Genomic DNA, 20,205 nt, shown 5'->3' on the forward strand with positions numbered 1-20,205 from the left:
TGCCAGAGGCAACAATAATCTTTATTATACATGTAGAACGGTAAAAAAATGGATATGAAAAAAATTGTATTTCTGACGCTTACCTTATTGTTCACTTTACAGATTGATGCACAGGAACAAACCATTGCTGTATTGCGTAACCAGTTGGACGTTATTGAAACAGAAGAAAAAAATGAACTAAAAAAGCAAATTGAGGATATTAACAGCATGTTTGAAAACAGGGTCATTAATGCTGAAGAGGCTAAGAGGCTCAAAATTAAGGCTGCAGAGGCAAGAGCATGGAAAATACAAGAACGGCAGGCAGTGATTCTTGAAACCATCGCTATTCTGGAAAAGAAACAATCAGAACAGGAACAACCTGTCAGGGATCCGAATATTTTCCTTGACATTGATTCCTATTTTAGTGGTGATGTAGAACCCCAACAACAACCTTTACCTAAAAGAGACACCTTATCTGTCGTACCTGCACGGGTTAAGCCCCAGCCTGTTATACCTTTGAAAGAGGGGGAAGTAAAAAGTCCTACCACTCTGGACCTGGTGGTCGCTTTTGGCTTTAACAATGCGATAGGAGAAGGTAGGTGGCAGGATCTCGAGGAGGATAGGGATTATGCATTATACAACTCCAAGTTTATGGAAATAGGACTAGTTTTAAAAACCCCTCTTACCAAAAAAAATGGTCTACGACTGAAGTATGGACTTTCATATCAATCCAATAGGTTAAGACCTAATTATAACCGTTTTTTTGCAGAAGTAGACGGCCAGACACAGCTGCGGGCAGACCACCGCCTTACTGCCTCGGGTTTCCATGTTAATAACCTGGTATTGCCCCTGCATTTGGAATTTGGACCTACCAGGAAAAAGCAAAATAGAGATTACACTTACTACTCTTCCAGTAATCAGTTGAAATTTGGCATTGGTGGATATATGGGTATTAACCTGAGTGCAAAACAATGGGTGGAGCGTCCCTATTATTACCGTGGTTTTTACTGGATTGGAAGAGAGGAATTTAAGGGCTATAATATAAATAAGGAAATTTACGGCCTTAGCGCATATGTTGGAATTGGGGCTTTTTCTATCTATGGAAAATATGATCTCAATACCATTTTTCAGAATGCTGCGAATGAACAGCAGTTTGTCTCCCTGGGTATCCGTTTAGATCTCTAGAAGTGAAATGTCCACTTATAAGGCCATATTATTTAAAAATTCGTTATGTAATAATTTAAATTTATCTAAAATGAAAAAATTACTATTTGTTTTAAGTTTCTTCTTTTGCGCAAACCTCTTTGCTCAGCAAAATGATTTAAAAAATGATATTATTGTGACCACTGATGGCCAATTTCTGCAAGTGAAGGTCATAAAGGTAGGCGCTGACCTGTTAACTTTCAGCTATCCAGGTGAAAGTGTTGTTTATGAATTAAAACCCGATGGAATAAATAAAATAGTTTTTGCCAGCGGGAGGACGCAAAATTTCAATAGCGCTAACGCAGCCATAATCAATGGTTCTGGAATGAGCGAGTCATTGGTACCACAGGTACCTAAAACTCCCGGATTCGTAGAAAATACTTTAGCTATCATACCATTAGTGTTCGAACTGAACGGATCTGATGAAAAGAATCTGGCCAGCAAGGCAACAGATTATATAATGGATTTGACATCAGGACAAGCTAAAAATCATGGGATTGAGGTATTGCCTAATGATAAGGCCATTGAAAAATTATTGGAAGCCGGGATAAATTATGACGATTTAAGACAATCCTCTCCGGCCCGGTTAAGAGAGATAATGGGTACGGAATATATTTTGTATGTTTCAATCAATGAAACAAATAAAGACAGTACTAAGATTGACAAGTCAAATTATATGGCTGAGGACTCGGTTTCCGGAAATATTGGGCAAATACAAAGAGCTATTGATTTGAATGTATATAATCCCGACAGCAAGGAAAAGGCTTATGGAATGGATTTTTCAGAACAGGTATTTATAAGGAAATCTCAGGATAACCAACAGTCGGTTCCTGCTGATGATGGCTGGAAATCGTCTTTGAATTACCTTGTAGAACAAATGTTTTCTTCTCCTGTATTTCAGTAGCAGTAGGCAGCAATTTCTTGAGCCTTGTTGAGTGAAGTTCCTTTTTATGCGCTATGAACAAGGCTCTAACTTTTGTTCTAAGATATCTCCAGCCTTTAAAAATTATAGAGGTGAGTAATCTCATTAAGAATGCCAGAGATACTTAATCTCTAAAGAAGATGGAGATGCAGCAATTGCAGTAAACTGAGGAAGTTTGAGATTTTACCAGAATTTTAGGCATAAAAAAAAGCCTCTCATTTCTGAAAGGCTTTTGCAACTTTGCGGTCTGGACGAGACTCGAACTCGCGACCCCCTGCGTGACAGGCAGGTATTCTAACCAACTGAACTACCAGACCGTTGCTTTATTGCTTGCCTATCATTTTCTGTTAGGCGAGTGCAAATATACATCTGTTTTATTATTACACAAACCTTTTTTTGAAGTTTTTTCAGCATTATTTTAAGTTTTCAGGCAAACTTTTGTCTTTCAATAAAATAGGTTGTCAAAATTTTATCAAAGTTTTTATTAATATCAGCTTCAACATAGCTGATCTTATATTTAGCACACTCTAATTTCAGATCTTCCACATACTTTTGCACTGCCTCCTGGTAACTTTCCCGAATGTTTTCCGAATAAAGGTCTATTTCAGCCCCGGTTTCCACATCGGTAAAGCGTTTAGGAATGTTTTCAAAGTCAAAGTCGAATTCCCGCTTTTTATCCATCACGTGGAACAGTACCACTTCATGCCGGTTGTATTTTAAATGCCGTAAAGCTTCAAAAAGCGCTGCTTCTTCGGTATCGGCCTGGAACATATCGGTAAACAAAAAAACCAGCGAACGCCTTTTTAGTTTTTCAGCAATTTGATGTAGAAAAGTATAGGTTTTGGTCTCTTTATGATCTGTTTTCTTTTCCAGGCTTTTATTGAGAGCGTCCAGTAACATATGCTGATGCCGGTCACTGCCTTTTTCAGGTGCGTAGAACTCAAATTCATCGCTATATATGCTAAGCCCCACCGCGTCACGTTGGCGTTTTAAAACCTGCATAATACTGGCGATAGATAATACCGAAAATCCAATCTTATTAAGCGAATCTGCCGAAAATTTTTTCACTTCAGGATAATGCATCGAAGCCGAATTGTCCATTATAAAATGGCAACGCAAATTGGTTTCCTCTTCGTAACGTTTTGTATAGAGCTTATCGGTTTTAGCAAAAAGCTTCCAGTCTATATGTTTGGTGCTTTCGCCGTTATTGTAAATTTTATGCTCGGCAAATTCCGCAGAAAAACCGTGAAACGGACTCTTGTGAATCCCCGAAATATAACCTTCCACCACCTGCTTCGCCAAAAGTTCCAGTTGTATAAAACCCGCAGCCGAACTATATATTTCCTCCTTTAAATTCATACTCCACTAAGATAAATAAAAGCCGCTGTATTTAAACTAAAAAGCATCCAATAAAAAACCCGGCACAAGACCGGGTTTTTCAAATTATATAAAATGCTAAAAACTTATAGTAATTCGTCTAAAGCTTCAGCGTAAGTATTTTTTGGCGCTACTCCTACCTGGCGGCCTACTACTTCTCCATTTTGAAAAATAAGTACAGTCGGGATATTTCTCACTCCATACTTCGCAGCAAACTCCTGGTTAGCATCAACATCCAGTTTTCCTACAACGGCTTTCCCATCATATTCAGTACTGATTTCCTCAATAATTGGTCCTACCATTCTACAAGGTCCGCACCATGCAGCCCAAAAATCTACCATTACAGGCTTGTCGCTTTTTAGCACCTGTTCTTCAAAATTCGCATCAGTTATTTCAATAGCCATAATTATGTATTTTTAATTTCTGTTATTATCATTAAAGTGTAAAATTAGTCAAATATTTTTGCTTTCCTTACACAAGTGATATTGTATTTGGTTATACGCTTATTCAGGTCGTTTATTTGGCGGTTCCACCGCGCTCGTAGCGCGGGGTCGGGCTTTCAGCGCTACACGGTAGCTTGCTTCAATCCCTAACCCGAAAAATTCAGTTGGCAGGCTTCAGTAGGTAGTGGGCAGTGGGCAGTTTTCAGTTCTCAGTTTCCAGTCGGCAGGTAAAAATATTCGTGTATTCGTGGCTTATATAGATAACTGCAAATTACCCATGGAGAACAAAATAACAGATAACAAAAGATTGCCGCACCCGGTTAAAAAACCGGCCTATTCGTGCATTCGTGGCTTCAAAAAATTTATTACTATCTACTGCCACTGCAAAACTGCTAACTGAAATCAATTCAGCTTATACATCACCTGTTCATCTTCCAGGGTTTGTAATAATTCCTGTGAAATCTTTACTTTTTGCTTTTTACTCGGCATATGCAGTTTGACCTGCTCTTTCATTTCATAAACCACAAAATTCAACTTATGCTCCCCGCGGTGGGTTCTAAAAATATCTTTAAACCAGGTGATTTTCTCTTCCTGAAGATCGGCAATATCAAGTTGTATAGTGAGTTTTTTCGCGAACTGGTCCATTACATCGTGCAATAAATAAATATTATTAAACTGAATTCTAGGATCGCCTTTTTTACCGGTTTCTTTATTGGTCCAGCCTTCTTTCACGAAAATCTTGATATGCACAAAAGAATTCGGCACCAAAAAATGCCTGAATTTCAAATATTCCTCTCCAAACATTCTAAATTCATAGGTGTCAGTATAGTCTTCTACGCTAAACATCGCCCAGCCTTTCCCCATTTTTGAAACCCTATGCTGCACATCGCTTATCACACCACCAAAAGTAAGGTCGCGATTTACGCATTTTTCCAGATCATTAAACTCGCCTAATTTCGAATTGCAAAAATAATCCATCTCATACCTGAAATCATCCAGCGGGTGGCCCGAAATATAAATTCCTACCACTTCGCGTTCCCGCCTAAGTTTTTCCATAGTTCCCCACTCTTCACAAGGCGGCACCACCGGTTCCGGAATTTGTACTTCACTGGCTTCCCCGAACAAACTCACCTGGGAAGAATTTTCATTTTCCTGGAACTTCGCAGCATATTTTATCACTTTCTCTAAAAAGGTAATTCCATCGCCATCATCATGAAAATACTGTGCGCGGTGGGTATCTCCAAATCCATCGAAACCGCCGGCAAGAGCCAGGTTTTCAAAAGCTTTCTTATTGGCCGATCGTAAATCAATACGTTTCGCCATATCAAAAATCGATTTATAATGTCCGGCTTCGGTTTTTCTATTTTCCACAATAGTTGCTACCGCACCAGATCCTACTCCTTTTATAGCACCCATTCCAAAGCGTACCGCGTAATCTTTATTTACCGAAAATTTATAAAAAGATTCGTTTACATCCGGGCCAAGTACATCAAGCTTCATTCGTTTACATTCTTCCATAAAGAAAGTAACCTGCTTAATGTCGTTCATATTATTGGAAAGTACCGCCGCCATATATTCCGCAGGATAATGCGCTTTTAGATAAGCGGTCTGGTATGCGATCCAGGCGTAACAGGTAGAGTGGGATTTGTTAAAAGCATAGGCCGCAAAAGCTTCCCAGTCTTTCCAAATCTTCTCCAAAACATCACGCGGATGCCCTTTAGCCTCTCCCCCATCTAAAAATTTAGGCTTGAGTTGCTCCAGTAAAGCAAAGATTTTTTTACCCATCGCTTTACGCAAAACATCGGCTTCACCTTTACTAAAGCCGGCCAGCTTTTGCGAAAGTAACATCACCTGCTCCTGGTAAACCGTAATCCCATAAGTCTCCTGGAGGTATTCCTCCATTTCGGGTAAATCATAGGCTATTTCCTCGCTCCCGTGTTTACGGGCAATAAAACTCGGAATATATTCCATAGGTCCAGGGCGATATAGGGCGTTCATCGCAATAAGATCATCAAAAACCGTAGGTTTCAGGTCTTTCATATGCTTCTGCATTCCCGGCGATTCATACTGAAAAATTCCTACCGTTTCCCCACGCTGGAAAAGTTTGTAGGTTTCTTCATCATCCAACGGAAATTCATCAGGCACCAAATCTATATTATGCCTGCCTTTTACAATCTGAACCGTATCTTTAATTAGGGTTAGCGTTTTTAACCCCAGGAAGTCCATTTTTAGCAGTCCGGCGCTTTCTACAACCGAGTTGTCAAACTGCGTAACATAAAGATCGGAATCCTTAGCTACCGAAACCGGCACGTAATTAGTAATATCACCGGGAGTAATAATTACACCACAGGCATGAATCCCGGTATTCCTAACCGAACCTTCCAAAACCCGTGCCTGATTTACGGTTTGTGCTTCCAGGTCGTCTCCCTCAGCGATATTTAAAAGCTCATTTACTTTTTCTAGATCTTCACTCCTGAATTTCTTTTTAAGTTCCTTTTCATCCATTCCAAAGATCTTCCCGAGCTTGGACATGGTAGGGATCAATTTTGAAATCCTATCGGCATCACCTAACGGAAGATCCAAAACCCTGGCCGTATCCCGAATGGAAGATTTCGCCGCCATGGTTCCGTAGGTAATAATTTGCGCAACCTGGTTGGCACCGTATTTTTTAATCACGTAATCCATAACCCGGCTTCGACCTTCATCATCAAAATCGATATCAATATCGGGCATACTCACACGATCGGGATTTAAGAAACGCTCAAAAAGCAGATCGTACTTAATGGGGTCTATATTGGTAATTCCCAAACAATAGGCCACGGCACTTCCTGCCGCAGAACCCCTTCCCGGCCCCACCGAAACATCGAGGTTCCTGGCTTCGCGAATAAAATCTTCCACAATAAGGAAATACCCGGGATACCCGGTATTTTCAATTACCGAAAGCTCAAAATTAAGTCGTTCTTCAATATCCGGTGTAAGTTCACCATACCGCTTTTTAGCCCCAACAAAAGTGATATGCTTCAGGTAAGCATTTTCACCACGTTTCCCGCCGTCATGTTTGTCTTCTTCAACTAAAAATTCGTCAGGAATGGTAAATGCCGGAAGTAAAACATCCCGAGCAAGTTCAAACGGCTCGATTTTATCTACCACTTCCTGCACGTTGCTTATGGCCTGAGGCAGGTCTTTAAAGAGATTTTTCATCTCTTCCCCACTCTTAAAATAATATTCCTGGTTAGGCAAACCATAGCGATAACCCCGGCCGCGACCAATTGGCGTAGCCTGCTTTTCCCCATCCTTTATACACAATAAAATATCGTGGGCATTGGCATCTTCTTTGGCGCAGTAATAAGTATTGTTGGTAGCCACCAGGTTTATCTTATGTTTTTTCGCAAAATCCACTAAAACAGTATTTACCCGGTCTTCGTCTTCCTGATCGTGGCGCATGATCTCGATATAAAGATCGTCACCAAATTCTTCTTTCCACCACAGCAAAGCTTCTTCGGCCTGGTTTTCCCCAACATTTAAAACTTTGCTTGGCACTTCTCCATAAAGGTTACCGGTAAGCACAATAATATCTTCTTTGTACTGCTTTACAATTTCCTTATCAATTCGCGGAACATAATAAAACCCATCGGTATAGGCTTTAGAAGACATCTTTGCCAGGTTATGATAACCTTTTTTATTCTTGGCCAACATCACCACCTGGTAGCCGTTGTCTTTTCGGGATTTATCGGCGTGATTTTCACATACAAAAAACTCACAGCCTACAATAGCTTTTAATTCCCTGGCCTCGGCAGGCTCGTTATTGGCAAGCGCCGCTTCGTTCTTTTCTTTAACCGACTTATTATAATCCCCAATTTCTTTCACAAAATGAAAAGCGCCCATCATATTCGCATGATCAGTAAGCGCTACCGCAGGCATATCATTTTCTGCAGCAACATTTACCAAATCCTTTATGCTGATGGTAGATTGTAGTACCGAAAATTGCGAGTGATTGTGCAAATGTGTAAAAGGAACCTCATCAAGTTTTTCAAGGTTTTCCTCGATCTCCTCGGTGGTGATTTCTGAGGAAGGTTGTTGCTTCTGAAGCCTTTTTCTTATTTCTTCGGAAGCTTTTTTAAGATTGATATGCTTTAATCCAATCAGTTCTATGCGCTGTGGATTCGCTTCTGAAAAATTCTCAAAATAATCTGCAGGTACATCCAGCTGTTCTTTGGTGAAAACGCGCTGTCTTAAAAGTTCCAAAAAACAACGGGTAGTTGCTTCCACATCGGCTGTAGCATTGTGGGCTTCCCCAAAAGGCTCATCAAATAAAAATTCGTGCAGTTCAGTTAAAGTGGGTAATTTAAATTTTCCGCCTCGTCCACCGGGAATTTCACACATCCTGGCAGTAACTTCAGTACAGGTATCTAAAACCGGCAACTGCTGCAGCGTATTTTCCATCGCTTCCCTATGGAATTCCGCACCCATAATATTCAGGTCAAAACCTACGTTTTGCCCGACCACAAATTTGGTTTTATTTAAGGCTTCCTGAAATTTCTCCAGCATTTCAGAAAGAGGAACACCTTCTTCTGCAGCTAGCTCGGTAGAAATTCCGTGGACTTTCTCGGCATCATAAGGAATATTGAAACCTTCAGGCTTTACCAGGTAATCCTGACTTTCGATTAAATTCCCCATCCCGTCGTGTAACTGCCAGGCAATTTGTATACATCTTGGCCAGTTGTCAGAATCGGTTAAGGGAGCATCCCAGCGTTTGGGAAGACCGGTAGTTTCAGTATCAAAAATTAGGTACATGTACGGCGAAAATTAGGAATTAAGCTGAATTTCAGGCGATTATTTCAGAAGAAAAAACACCTGCTTCGAGGCTAAAATTACATATAATTTAGCGCAGCCTCAAGTTAATTTTTCAGGAATTATTAACGATTCATATTCCGCGTTTCACGAACCGATTATGTTTTTCAGCAATAAAAAAAGCCTCACAAATACCGTTTCCGGGAACCTGTGAGGCCTATACGAACACTAAAAACTACTACTTCAATCAAACATCTGTTCGTACACTATTAATTTTCCAGTCTTATAATCAACTCTGCAGCTCCATACTTTTTAGTTTATTAAGTGCGGCAGCAATTTTGTTTTTTTGCTTTAATAATATGTTTGCAGTAGACGGCGGAACATCCGGGTCTTTTATAACCTCTTCATATTCTTCCACTGCTGCTTTTTCACCTCTAATTGCTTCTTCTAATACTGATTCGTCTTTATCAGAAGAAAGGCTTGCCTTAAGATTTAACCAGGTACGATGAGCATCACCGGCCAAACTGGAGCCTTTATCGGGACTTTCCCCGAAATTGCGGATTTCAGTTTTAAGCTCGTGGCCAAAATCGTAACGCTCCTGAGCCCTTTCAGAAAAAAAAGCCTTCAATTGAGGATTCTTAACGTTTTCAGCAGCATCTTTATAACCCTTTTCAGCATCATAATTCTTTTCAAGCAGTTCGTTAAGCGATTTTCCTAATTTTTCCGAATATTTCATAGTTGATATATTTTAAGTAAAAAATTTTATTTCCTACCGGTAAATATAAAACCGAAAAACCACAGCAACAATCTGTTTAACAGGGTTTAGCACTAATTAACTGCTTTTAACAGCCGACTGCGATTTTAACCAAAAAACTTCCTAATTTTCTTTATCCCTCATTGAGGGTTTAATCCCCCGAGGCCTGCCCGAATCATTCAGGCGGGCTTGGCTCGAAATTATAAAATAGTTTTCCAATTCATACCTCGTGGGCTTGCCCCGAGGTTCTTGATTTTGCGTAGTTCAAAGCATTAAATATATTTCCAGCCAACTCCTTGTGAAATAGAAAAATATAGTATCTTTGCAGCCTTATTAATAACCGGGGTCGGGAACCCCACAATTTAATTTTTATGCCAGTAAAATTAAGATTACAAAGACACGGTAAAAAAGGAAAACCTTTTTTCTGGATCGTAGCCGCAGATGCGCGCTCAAAAAGAGATGGTAAATTCTTAGACAAACTAGGAATCTACAATCCAAACACCAACCCAGCTACTATCGAGCTAGATGTAGACGGAGCGGTAAAATGGTTAGAAAATGGAGCACAGCCAACAGATACGGCACGTGCTATTCTTTCTTACAAAGGAGCTTTGCTTAAAAAACACCTTGCTGGTGGCGTTAAAAAAGGCGCTTTAACTGAAGAAGAAGCTGAGAAGAAATTCGAAGCCTGGTTGGAAGAAAAAGAAGCTAAAATCGCTGCTAAGAAAGATAACCTTTCTAAAGAAGAACAAGAAGTAAGAAAGAAAGCTCTTGATGCTGAAAAAGAGGTGAACGCTAAGCGTGAAGCTGAAGCAAAAGAAGCCGACGCGGCAGCTGCTGCTGAAGCTGAAGGTGCTGCAGTAACCGAAGAAGGTGAACCAGAGGCAAATGTGGAAAAGGAAGTTGATCAAGAGACTGCCGAAGAAGCAAAAACAGAAGAGAAAAAAGACTAATTCTTAGGCGGCGATGACTAAAGATGAATGTTTCTATTTAGGAAAAATCGTTGCTAAATTTAGTTTTAAAGGGGAGGTGCTCATCAAACTGGACACTGATGAACCTGAAGCTTACACAGAAATGGAATCAGTGCTCATTGAATATAATGAGAACCTGGTTCCATTTTTTATTGAAAGAAGTAATTTGCAAAAAAGCACTTTGCTTCGCGTTAAATTTGAAGATATTGAAACCGAGCAGGATGCTGAAGACCTTATAGGGGCACATACTTATCTTCCCCTCACCATGCTCCCCGATCTGGACGACGACCAGTTCTACTTTCACGAAATTATAGGTTTTGATGTAATAGATGCCACCCACGGCAATATTGGCAAAATCACCTCCATAAATGACAGTACCGCCCAGGCTCTTTTTGAAATTCAGAAAGGCGAAAAGCAAATCCTTATCCCTATGAACGATGAGTTTATAGAAAAAATAGACAAGGAAAACAATACTATTTATTTAACTACACCTGAGGGATTGGTGGAGTTGTATCTTGGGTAGCAGACTCTAGTTGGCAGGTTTTTAGTTGGCAGTAGGCAGATTTCAATACTCAAATTACAAAGCAAAGGCCTCTTTTAGCTTTGTATTTAAGTGCTCTTTTTCCATTTCAGTTAATTCACCTAACTTACCAACAATCAAATTCTTATCTAACGTACAGATTTTTGTAGTTTTAATTAGGGAAGGTTTTTTTAATCTATTAGTTTCAGAAGGATTTATTAATAACTCGAAAGAAGAGATTATAGCGATTCGGGAAGTTATAAAAGCTGCAACAACATCCATTTCTCCAATATAAAGAATTACCGCCGGCCTTCGTTTGCTACCTTTCAAATTGGTAAAAGGAAAGGAAACCAGTACAATGTCTCCTTTATTGATCAAAATTTTTCAGTTAGATCTTCATCACTATACAAGTCTTCCTCTTCCTCCAAAAAATGTAAAGACTTAGATTTTGCCGCGTTGTTTTGAAGGTCATTAACCAACTCCTTTTCTTCACTTTTTTGTAGCAAGAATTCAACAAAATCTGATACTTCTTGAATCCTCCATTCTGGAAGTCTGGAAATATCCTGCATTGTCTTTTTTAAAATCGTTTGCTTTTCCATAATGAGACAATTTCAAATAAATATAAGGATTTTTACGGTAATTATATTTTACAACTTAGACCCTGAAATAAATTCAATGTGACAAAATATTCAAATACAAAAAATCCGCTCCCAAACCAGGAAACGGATTCTTTCAAATCTTCAAATTAAAAAATCTTCAAATCGCTTTTAGCCTACAATATTCACAATCTTACCGGGAACTACAATCACTTTTTTAGGTGCTCGTCCGTTTAATTGTTTTTGAGTTCGTTCATCTTCCATTACCGTTTTTTCGATTTCCTCTTTCGGCATATCCAAAGGAAGCTCCATGGTAAATCGCATTTTCCCGTTAAAGGAAATAGGATAATTCTTAGTACTTTCCACCAGATATTTTTCTTCATAAACCGGATATTCAGCGGTAACTACAGATTCAGAATATCCCAACTTACTCCACAGTTCCTCGGCAATATGCGGTGCGTATGGAGCGATAAGTATCGCCAGGGGCTCTAATATCTTCCGACTATTACATTTTTGTGCCGATAGCTCATTTACACAAATCATAAAAGTAGAAACCGAGGTATTAAAACTAAATTCCTCAATATCTTCAGTCACTTTTTTAATGGTCTTATGAAAAGTTTTCAAAGAGTCGGCTGAAGGCTTTTCTTCGGAAACCTCAAATTGTTCTCCGTTGTGATACAGCTTCCAAAGCTTTTTAAGGAAATTATGCACGCCTGTGATTCCTGCGGTATTCCAGGGTTTCGCCTGTTCTAAAGGTCCAAGAAACATCTCGTACATTCTTAAAGTATCGGCGCCGTAATCCTCACAAATATCATCGGGGTTTACCACATTGTATTTGGATTTCGACATTTTTTCGACTTCGCGTCCAACGATATACGCTCCATCTTTCTCGGTTAAAAATTTGGCATCCTTAAACTCAGGTCGCCATTTTTTAAAGCCTTCGACATCTAGTTCATCAGAATGATTTACCAAAGAAACATCAGCGTGAATTGGCTGCACATTATTTTTCCCTATCAAATTTTTAGAGACAAAAACATTTTCTCCTTCCAGTCTATAAACAAAAGCACTCTGCCCCAGGATCATCCCCTGGTTAATAAGCTTTTTAAAAGGCTCTTCTACAGAAAGCTGTCCGCGATCGTGTAAAAACTTCGTCCAGAATCGGGAATATAATAAGTGGCCGGTAGCGTGCTCGCTTCCGCCTATATATAAATCGACATTTTCCCAGTATTTTTGCGCTTCTTTGGAAACAAACTCTTCATCGTTTCCGGCATCCATATATCTAAACAGGTACCAGGAACTCCCGGCCCAACCAGGCATGGTGTTCAATTCTAACGGGAAAACTGTTTTATCGTCAATTTCCTCATTGCTTACTACCTCGTTCGATTTGGTGTTCCAGGCCCAGGTAGTTGCGTTACCCAATGGCGGTTCTCCGGTTTCGGTAGGTAAGTATTTTTCAACTTCGGGAAGTCGCAAAGGCAAATGCCGGGCATCTATCATTTGTGGCATTCCGTTTACGTAATACACCGGGAATGGTTCACCCCAGTATCGTTGCCTGCTAAAAACTGCATCCCGTAAACGGTAATTAGTTTTACCGTAGCCGTGACCGGTTTTTTCCAGTTCCAAAATCACTTTTTGAAGTGCTTCTTTATATTCTAATCCGCTGAGGAAATCGGAATTCGCTATCACGGTTCCTTCTTTTCCTGCAAAAGCTTCCTGGGAAATATCAACGTTTTCAAAAATATTAGGGATCGGAATTTCAAAATGCTTCGCAAAATCATAATCCCGCTGATCACCGCAGGGAACAGCCATTACTGCCCCGGTTCCGTAGCCGGCAAGTACGTAATCACCAATCCAAATTGGGATAGGTTCTTGAGTGAAGGGATGTTCAGCATAAGCCCCGGTAAACACACCGGTAATACTTTTCACATCGGCCATACGCTCACGCTCACTGCGCTTTGCACTAGTCGCGATATAAGCTTCAACTTCTTCTTTTTGCTGTGGTGTGGTGATCTTTTTAACCAAATCATGTTCCGGCGCTAAAGTCATAAAACTAACTCCGAAAATAGTATCAGGCCGTGTAGTAAAAGCAGATATTCTTGCCTGATGTTCGGAAAGACTGCCGTCCTCCTTAACTTTTTTCAGGGTCTCACCATATAAATTGAAATGGACCATCGCGCCAACAGATTTTCCGATCCAGTTACGCTGACTTTCCTTTAAGCTTTCGCTCCAATCCAGTTGATTCAAGCCTTGCAACAAACGCTCTGAAAATGCAGAAATCCGCATACTCCATTGCGTCATTTTTTTACGAACCACAGGATAACCGCCACGTTCAGAAACTCCGTTTACAATCTCATCGTTGGCTAAAACTGTTCCCAGCTGCGGGACCCAGTTCACTTCGGTTTCGGCTAAATAAGTAAGTCGGTATTTAAGTAATATTCTTTGTTTTCCTTCCGAAGAAAAATTATTCCAGGTTTCTGCTGAAAATTCTTCTACATCATCATCACAAGCAGCATTTACCCGGGAATTCCCTTCCGAAGCAAAAATTTCCTCTAATTCAGAAATAGCTCTAGATTTCTCAGCTTCCAGATCATACCAGGATTCAAAAAGTTGGATAAAGATCCACTGCGTCCATTTATAATATTCGGGATCGCTGGTACGCACTTCCCTACTCCAATCGAAAGAAAAACCGATTTTATCCAGTTGCTCCCTATATCTTTTAATATTCTTTGCTGTGGTAAGCGCCGGATGTTGACCCGTTTGAATCGCGTATTGCTCTGCCGGCAACCCAAAACTATCGTAACCTTGTGGGTGCAAAACATTAAAACCTGAGTGACGTTTGTAACGCGCATAAATATCACTGGCAATATAACCCAGCGGGTGCCCTACGTGAAGTCCGGCGCCCGAGGGATATGGGAACATATCCAGTACGTAATATTTAGGCTTATCTGATGAATTGCTGGCGCGAAAAGTTTGATTTTCGGCCCAGTATTTTTGCCATTTGGCTTCAATTTCGTTAAAGTTGTAACTCATTGTTTTGTTTTTCTTAGCTGCAGGTTAAGCGCAAAGCGACTCCACATTATTGGCTGCAAATTTACAATTTTAAACCACTTATGGGAATTTAGACAGAAGGGATTAGAAGCTTATTTGAAATCTGAAAAAATTCTTTTAAAATACTGGTTTAAAGCTAATTTCTTATCTTAGTATTCTTCTAAAAATGCTATAAATGAATATTCAGGAAGAAAAAATATCGCTTGCCCAATTATTAATGGAGACTAATGATCCTGAATTAATTAGGTCTATTCGGGAAATTTTAAGCAAGAATAAACCTATGGATTTTTGGGATGAACTTTCTCGCGACGAAAAAGCTGAAATTCAAGCGGCTGATAAGGAAATAGCGCGGGAAGAAACAACTTCTTATGAAAAATTCATTAAAAAACACAGATAGTGATTCGAACGGTCATTATCACCAAAACTGCTGAGAGGAAACTTAATAAGTTATTTGATTATTTGAGTGTAAACTGGTCTGAAAAGTAAAGAAAGAATTCATTGAAAAATTAGACCACGACCTTGAAATTATTAAAACTTATCCCGAAATTTTTCCTGAATCCTCCGCAAAACCCGGATTACATCGCGCTGTAATCACAAAACAAACCACAGTTTTCTACCGATTTAATTCCACTGAAATTAAGATAGTCACAGTATTCGATACACGGCAACACCCAAATAAATTACACAAAGATTTATAACCCGGTAATCTGATTTTTTTATACCCTAATTCTTCACCAAAGCAAATATGAAATTATTTTCCGTATTCATTAATATGGGGAATCCCTTTATTTTACTAAATTTATAGAGAATTGGCGATAAACGGGGTCTAAATTTAGATGCTTTACAAAATTTAAACCTTGAAAATCGCTAATAGACAACCTGATTAACTCAATTTTTTTTCTAAAATTTCTATATGAACGTGATACACGTAAGCGCTGAATGTTACCCAATCGCAAAAGTTGGAGGTTTGGGGGATGTTGTAGGTTCTTTACCAAAATACCAGCATGAGGCCGGAGTTAGCGCCAAAGTGGTGATGCCACTTTATGACAATAAATTCACTGCTGCTCACAAATTTGAAAGTATTTACGAATCAAAATTGGTTTTGGGAGAAGATACGCATCCTTATAAAATCCTGAAATTAAAAGAAGACGTTCTAGATATTGAAGTCATTTTTGTGGATATGCCAGAGCTATTATTTAAGGATTTCGTTTATTCAGAAGATGATACCGAGCGCTTTGTAGCTTTTCAGATCGCAGTAATGGATTGGTTTCTCACCTTAAAAGAAAAACCTTCCATAATTCATTGTCACGACCATCACACAGGATTAATCCCTTTTATGGCGCAGGAATGTATGAAATATAAAAAGCTCAACCGAATTCCGGTAATCCTTACTATTCATAACGCGCAATATCAGGGATGGTTTTCGCATGATAAAGTACACTATCTCCCAGCATTTGATATTTCCCATAACGGTTTACTCGATTGGGATGGAATGATAAATCCCTTAGCGGCGGGAATAAAATGCGCCTGGCAGGTAACCACGGTTTCGCCAAGTTACATGGAGGAATTGCAAGAAGCTGCAAACGGTTTGGAAGGTTTACTGAGCCATGAAAATGAAAAATGCGTTGGCATTCTAAATGGAATAGACTCAAAAGTCTGGAACCCGGAAACCGATGAGTTTATCGCAAAAAATTATTCAGCTAAAAATATTCAAACCGGGAAAACAGCCAACAAAAAATGGCTTTGCAAAGAGTTTGGTTTTTCAGCTTCAAAACCTTTATTCGCTTTTATTGGTAGATTGGTCTACGAAAAAGGAGCCGATCTTTTACCGGCAGTTTTAGATAAAGTCCTGGTTAAAAAAGATTGCAGCATCCTTATTTTAGGATCGGGCAATCCAGAAGTGGAAAGCGAATTAGAAAGCCTGAAGAAAAAACATAAAGGCGTTTACAATACTTTTATTGGTTATGATGAAAAACTCTCGCACCTCATCTATGCCGGCGCCGATTTCCTGTTAATGCCATCCCGGGTGGAACCCTGCGGGCTAAATCAGTTGTATTCCCTTCGCTATGGCACAATCCCCGTGGTGAGAAGTATTGGCGGTTTAAAAGATACCGTAATAGATATTGAAGATGGTGGTTTCGGATTTTCTCACCCGGAAGCTTCAGAAAATGATATTCTTAAAACTTTAAACAGAGCTATTGCATTTTATAAGGATCCACCTTCATTTAAAAAAACCAGAAAGCATATTATGGGCATTGACCATTCCTGGAATGTTTCGGCTCAACAATATATCGATTTGTATAACTCACTTAAAACCGGCTAAATATGTTAAACGACAAAGTATTATCTATTATTCTTGGAGGCGGTCAGGGCACCAGGCTCCACCCATTAACAGAAAGCAGATCTAAGCCTGCAGTTCCAATCGCAGGTAAATATCGCCTGGTAGATATTCCAATCTCCAACTGTATTAATGCAAACCTTAAAAGGATGTACGTGTTAACGCAGTTTAATTCGGCTTCGTTGAATAAGCATATTAAAAATACTTATCATTTCAGTTTTTTTAGTCCGGCTTTTGTAGATGTTTTGGCGGCAGAACAAACCCCAAATAACAAAACCTGGTATCAGGGCACCGCAGATGCGGTTAGACAGGGAATGCATCATTTCAAGAAACACAAATTCGATTATTTCCTAATCCTTTCGGGAGATCAATTGTATCATATGGATTACAATAAAATGGTCCAGCAGCATATAGATAGCTGCGCCGATATTACTATTGGCACTGTTCCTGTTAATGCGAAAGATGCCCCGAGTTTCGGTATTATGAAAACCGATAAGGATAATAACATCACTTCTTTTATTGAAAAACCGAAATCTGAACTTTTACCAGATTGGACTTCGCCAACGAGCCCTGAAATGGAAGCTGAAGGCCGATCATATTTAGGTTCTATGGGAATTTACGTCTTTAACCGCAAATTGCTGGTTGAATTGATGGACGATCCTAATACGGTAGATTTTGGTAAAGAAATAATTCCGCAGGCCATAGGAAAGAAAAAAGTTTGTGGATATCAATTTGAAGGTTACTGGACCGACATTGGAAATATAGAATCCTTTTTTGAAGCGAATATTGGTTTAACTGAAGACATTCCTAAGTTCAATCTATATGATATGGAAAACCGGGTTTATACCCGCGCGAGGATTCTCCCAACTTCAAAAATTTCAGGAACTAATCTGAAAAAAGCGGTTATTGCTGAAGGTTGTATTATACACGCTAAGGAAATTGAGTCTTCGGTAATCGGTGTTAGGTCTAGAATCGGAAAAGGTTCAGTTATAAAAAACTGTTATATGATGGGATGCGATTTTTATGAATCTTTAGAAGAAATTGAAGGAAATAAAATTCGAAATCTTGCCGGAATAGGTGAAAATTGTAATATTAACAACGCCATAATCGATAAAAATTGTAGAATTGGAGACAACACCACTATCAACGGCGGACCCCATTTAGAAGATGACGAAACCGATGCTTATGTAATAAAAGAGGGTATTGTAGTGCTTAAAAAAGATGCAGTACTTCCCCCAGGAACAACTATAGGATAATATGACAAAAGTTATAACGCACAGTTTATTTTCAGAATTTGATATTAACCTGTTTAAGTCGGGAAAACATTTTCGTTTGTACGAGAAATTTGGTTCCCACCCAATCACTCTCGATAAGGTTAAAGGAACTTATTTTTCGGTTTGGGCACCAGGCGCCAAACAGGTTTCGGTTATTGGAGACTTTAATCACTGGCAGGATGGCGAACATCAACTAAATGTACGTTGGGACGGCAGCGGGATCTGGGAAGGTTTTATTCCGAATGTTGGAAAAGGAAATTTATATAAGTATAAAATTCATAGTAATCATGACGAAATCATTACCGAAAAAGCCGATCCTTATGCAAGACGTTGTGAGCATCCGCCCAATACAGCTTCTGTTGTTTGGGAAGATGATTACAAATGGAAAGATAAATCCTGGCTGAAAAAGCGGAAAAAACATAATTCCTTAAATGCTCCTTTTTCGGTTTATGAAGTGCATTTATCTTCCTGGAAGAAGAAAACTGAAGAAAACCGGTCACTTTCTTACTGGGAACTCGCTACAGATCTGGTTTCCTATGTAAAAGAAATGGGGTTTACGCACGTAGAATTAATGCCGGTCATGGAATATCCGTATGACCCGAGTTGGGGGTATCAAATTACAGGGTATTTCGCGCCCACCTCGCGATTTGGTTATCCGGATGAATTCAAATATTTGGTAGATAAACTTCACGAAAATGATATTGGAGTAATCCTGGATTGGGTACCTTCACACTTTCCGGAGGACAACCACGGACTCGGTTATTTTGACGGAACACATCTTTATGAACATCCCGATCCAAAAAGAGGCTATCATCCCGACTGGAAAAGTTTGATCTTTAATTATAACCGAAATGAAGTAAGAGCATTTTTAATCAGTAATGCTTTATATTGGCTAGAGCAGTTCCATATTGATGGGATACGGGTAGATGCCGTAGCTTCTATCCTTTACCTCGATTATTCCCGGGAAGAAGGTGAATGGGAGCCAAATCAGTTTGGCGGAAATCAAAATTTGGAGGCGATATCCTTTTTGCAAGAACTTAATAAAGAAGTTTATGCTTCATTTCCCGATGTACAAACCATTGCCGAAGAATCTACTGCCCACAGCGGGGTTTCAAAACCTGTTTTCTTGGGCGGACTCGGTTTTGGGATGAAATGGATGATGGGTTGGATGCACGATACGCTTCAGTATTTTACTAAAGAACCTATTTACCGAAAACATCACCAAAATAATATCACTTTTTCCCTTACCTACGCTTTTACTGAAAATTTTATGCTTCCGTTATCCCACGATGAAGTGGTTTACGGCAAACATTCTATTTTAGGAAGAATGCCGGGAGACGAATGGCAGCGCTTTGCTAATTTACGCTTGCTTTATGCTTATATGTTCACTCATCCCGGAACAAAATTGTTGTTTCAGGGATGTGAATTTGGGCAAAGTGAAGAATGGGATTTTCAAAAGAGTTTAGACTGGCATTTACTGGAATACGACTCTCACAAAGGAATGAAGGAATTGATAAAAGCTTTAAATGAATTCTATAAATCGGAGCCCGCTTTGTATGAAAAACAATTCGTACCCGAAGGTTTTGAATGGATTGATTACAGTGATGCCGAGAATTCGGTAATAAGCTTTATCAGAAAAGGAGATCAACCTAAAGACAATCTGATAATTGTTTGTAATCTAACTCCAATTCCGCGGGAAAACTACCGAATTGGCTTATCTAAAGCCGGAAAACTTAAAGAGGTTTTTAATAGTAATAAAAAGAAATTCTACGGAACAGGAGATTACGAAAATTCCAGCAAGAAAATTACCAAAGAAGCCTGGCATTCAAGGGAATATTCAACAGTGATAGATATTCCGCCTTTGGCAATGCTTGCCTTCAAATATTCCGGTTAGTTAAATGAACAACAACGTTATAGTTAATAAACGCTTATAATATTATGTGAATTCTAACTTGAATATGAAAACTATTCTGTTCTTTTATCGCATAGTAA

15 protein-coding genes and 1 tRNA gene are annotated in these 20,205 nt (G+C 39.3%); 8 read left to right on the forward strand and 8 right to left on the reverse strand.

Going from position 1 to position 20,205, the window contains the following annotated elements; genetic code table 11:
* Positions 1-54 precede the first annotated feature (54 nt).
* Positions 55-1,164: a hypothetical protein gene (locus LB467_RS00065; protein WP_224471996.1), complete on the forward strand. Its 1,110-nt coding sequence runs from the start codon at positions 55-57 to the stop codon at positions 1,162-1,164.
* Positions 1,165-1,234: 70 nt separating this feature from the next.
* Positions 1,235-2,086 (forward strand): hypothetical protein, encoded by an 852-nt coding sequence (locus LB467_RS00070; RefSeq protein ID WP_224471997.1) that lies wholly within the window; start codon positions 1,235-1,237, stop codon positions 2,084-2,086.
* Between the two features lie 261 nt (positions 2,087-2,347).
* Here the strand turns inward: LB467_RS00070 and LB467_RS00075 are convergent.
* The 5 genes from LB467_RS00075 to LB467_RS00095 form a co-directional block, all read right to left on the reverse strand.
* Positions 2,348-2,421: transfer RNA gene (locus LB467_RS00075), tRNA-Asp, on the reverse strand.
* Between the two features lie 109 nt (positions 2,422-2,530).
* Positions 2,531-3,463 (reverse strand): DUF58 domain-containing protein, encoded by a 933-nt coding sequence (locus tag LB467_RS00080; RefSeq protein WP_224471998.1) that lies wholly within the window; start codon positions 3,461-3,463, stop codon positions 2,531-2,533.
* A gap of 104 nt (positions 3,464-3,567) precedes the next feature.
* Entirely contained in the window at positions 3,568-3,885 is a 318-nt protein-coding gene (gene trxA, locus LB467_RS00085; protein WP_075325050.1) for a thioredoxin, read from the reverse strand.
* Between the two features lie 441 nt (positions 3,886-4,326).
* Positions 4,327-8,718, reverse strand: a complete 4,392-nt coding sequence (dnaE, locus tag LB467_RS00090) for a DNA polymerase III subunit alpha (protein WP_224471999.1) — start codon at positions 8,716-8,718, stop codon at positions 4,327-4,329.
* A 286-nt stretch (positions 8,719-9,004) separates the two neighbouring features.
* Positions 9,005-9,451 carry a ferritin-like domain-containing protein gene (locus tag LB467_RS00095; RefSeq protein WP_224472000.1) on the reverse strand — a complete coding sequence of 149 codons (447 nt, stop codon included), beginning with the start codon at positions 9,449-9,451 and terminating at the stop codon, positions 9,005-9,007.
* 389 nt (positions 9,452-9,840) lie between these two features.
* Here LB467_RS00095 and LB467_RS00100 point away from each other — a divergent pair, with 389 nt between their 5' ends.
* Both LB467_RS00100 and rimM read left to right on the forward strand, forming a co-directional pair.
* The gene (locus LB467_RS00100; protein WP_224472001.1) at positions 9,841-10,419 is read left to right on the forward strand and encodes a 30S ribosomal protein S16; all 579 of its coding nucleotides are present in this window, start codon (positions 9,841-9,843) and stop codon (positions 10,417-10,419) included.
* 13 nt (positions 10,420-10,432) lie between these two features.
* A complete protein-coding gene (gene rimM / locus LB467_RS00105) occupies positions 10,433-10,960 on the forward strand; it encodes a ribosome maturation factor RimM (RefSeq protein ID WP_224467451.1) in 528 nt (175 codons plus the stop codon).
* Between the two features lie 54 nt (positions 10,961-11,014).
* Here the strand turns inward: rimM and LB467_RS00110 are convergent, their stop codons facing one another.
* From LB467_RS00110 to leuS, 3 genes are all read right to left on the reverse strand, one after another.
* A complete protein-coding gene (locus LB467_RS00110; RefSeq protein WP_224472002.1) occupies positions 11,015-11,335 on the reverse strand; it encodes a type II toxin-antitoxin system PemK/MazF family toxin in 321 nt (106 codons plus the stop codon).
* Positions 11,332-11,556, reverse strand: coding sequence for a DUF2281 domain-containing protein (locus LB467_RS00115; protein WP_224472003.1), 225 nt, complete (start codon positions 11,554-11,556; stop codon positions 11,332-11,334). The genes LB467_RS00110 and LB467_RS00115 overlap by 4 nt, the downstream gene beginning before the upstream one ends.
* 168 nt (positions 11,557-11,724) lie before the next feature.
* Entirely contained in the window at positions 11,725-14,583 is a 2,859-nt protein-coding gene (gene leuS, locus LB467_RS00120) for a leucine--tRNA ligase (RefSeq protein ID WP_224472004.1), read from the reverse strand.
* Between the two features lie 193 nt (positions 14,584-14,776).
* Between leuS and LB467_RS00125 the strand changes: the two genes are divergently transcribed.
* From LB467_RS00125 to glgB, 4 genes are all read left to right on the forward strand, one after another.
* Positions 14,777-14,998 (forward strand): hypothetical protein, encoded by a 222-nt coding sequence (locus LB467_RS00125; RefSeq protein ID WP_224472005.1) that lies wholly within the window; start codon positions 14,777-14,779, stop codon positions 14,996-14,998.
* A gap of 516 nt (positions 14,999-15,514) precedes the next feature.
* Positions 15,515-16,924 (forward strand): glycogen synthase, encoded by a 1,410-nt coding sequence (locus tag LB467_RS00130; RefSeq protein WP_224472006.1) that lies wholly within the window; start codon positions 15,515-15,517, stop codon positions 16,922-16,924.
* Between the two features lie 2 nt (positions 16,925-16,926).
* On the forward strand, positions 16,927-18,195 hold the full coding sequence (locus tag LB467_RS00135; RefSeq protein ID WP_224472007.1) for a glucose-1-phosphate adenylyltransferase: 1,269 nt from the start codon (positions 16,927-16,929) through the stop codon (positions 18,193-18,195).
* A gap of 1 nt (position 18,196) precedes the next feature.
* Complete coding sequence (gene glgB, locus LB467_RS00140; RefSeq protein ID WP_224472008.1) at positions 18,197-20,107, forward strand: 1,4-alpha-glucan branching protein GlgB; 1,911 nt, start codon at positions 18,197-18,199, stop codon at positions 20,105-20,107.
* Positions 20,108-20,205: the final 98 nt, after the last annotated feature.

Source organism: Salegentibacter tibetensis, from assembly GCF_020164485.1.
Classification (GTDB): domain Bacteria; phylum Bacteroidota; class Bacteroidia; order Flavobacteriales; family Flavobacteriaceae; genus Salegentibacter; species Salegentibacter tibetensis.

What these genes read in the sequence shown, in the direction of transcription:
- LB467_RS00065 (WP_224471996.1), top strand. Translation starts at nt 55, where the DNA reads ATGAAAAAAATTGTATTTCTGACGCTTACCTTATTGTTCACTTTACAG.
- LB467_RS00070 (WP_224471997.1), top strand. Translation starts at nt 1,235, where the DNA reads ATGAAAAAATTACTATTTGTTTTAAGTTTCTTCTTTTGCGCAAACCTC.
- LB467_RS00080 (WP_224471998.1), bottom strand. Translation starts at nt 3,463, where the DNA reads ATGAATTTAAAGGAGGAAATATATAGTTCGGCTGCGGGTTTTATACAA.
- trxA (WP_075325050.1), bottom strand. Translation starts at nt 3,885, where the DNA reads ATGGCTATTGAAATAACTGATGCGAATTTTGAAGAACAGGTGCTAAAA.
- dnaE (WP_224471999.1), bottom strand. Translation starts at nt 8,718, where the DNA reads ATGTACCTAATTTTTGATACTGAAACTACCGGTCTTCCCAAACGCTGG.
- LB467_RS00095 (WP_224472000.1), bottom strand. Translation starts at nt 9,451, where the DNA reads ATGAAATATTCGGAAAAATTAGGAAAATCGCTTAACGAACTGCTTGAA.
- LB467_RS00100 (WP_224472001.1), top strand. Translation starts at nt 9,841, where the DNA reads ATGCCAGTAAAATTAAGATTACAAAGACACGGTAAAAAAGGAAAACCT.
- rimM (WP_224467451.1), top strand. Translation starts at nt 10,433, where the DNA reads ATGACTAAAGATGAATGTTTCTATTTAGGAAAAATCGTTGCTAAATTT.
- LB467_RS00115 (WP_224472003.1), bottom strand. Translation starts at nt 11,556, where the DNA reads ATGGAAAAGCAAACGATTTTAAAAAAGACAATGCAGGATATTTCCAGA.
- leuS (WP_224472004.1), bottom strand. Translation starts at nt 14,583, where the DNA reads ATGAGTTACAACTTTAACGAAATTGAAGCCAAATGGCAAAAATACTGG.
- LB467_RS00125 (WP_224472005.1), top strand. Translation starts at nt 14,777, where the DNA reads ATGAATATTCAGGAAGAAAAAATATCGCTTGCCCAATTATTAATGGAG.
- LB467_RS00130 (WP_224472006.1), top strand. Translation starts at nt 15,515, where the DNA reads ATGAACGTGATACACGTAAGCGCTGAATGTTACCCAATCGCAAAAGTT.
- LB467_RS00135 (WP_224472007.1), top strand. Translation starts at nt 16,927, where the DNA reads ATGTTAAACGACAAAGTATTATCTATTATTCTTGGAGGCGGTCAGGGC.
- glgB (WP_224472008.1), top strand. Translation starts at nt 18,197, where the DNA reads ATGACAAAAGTTATAACGCACAGTTTATTTTCAGAATTTGATATTAAC.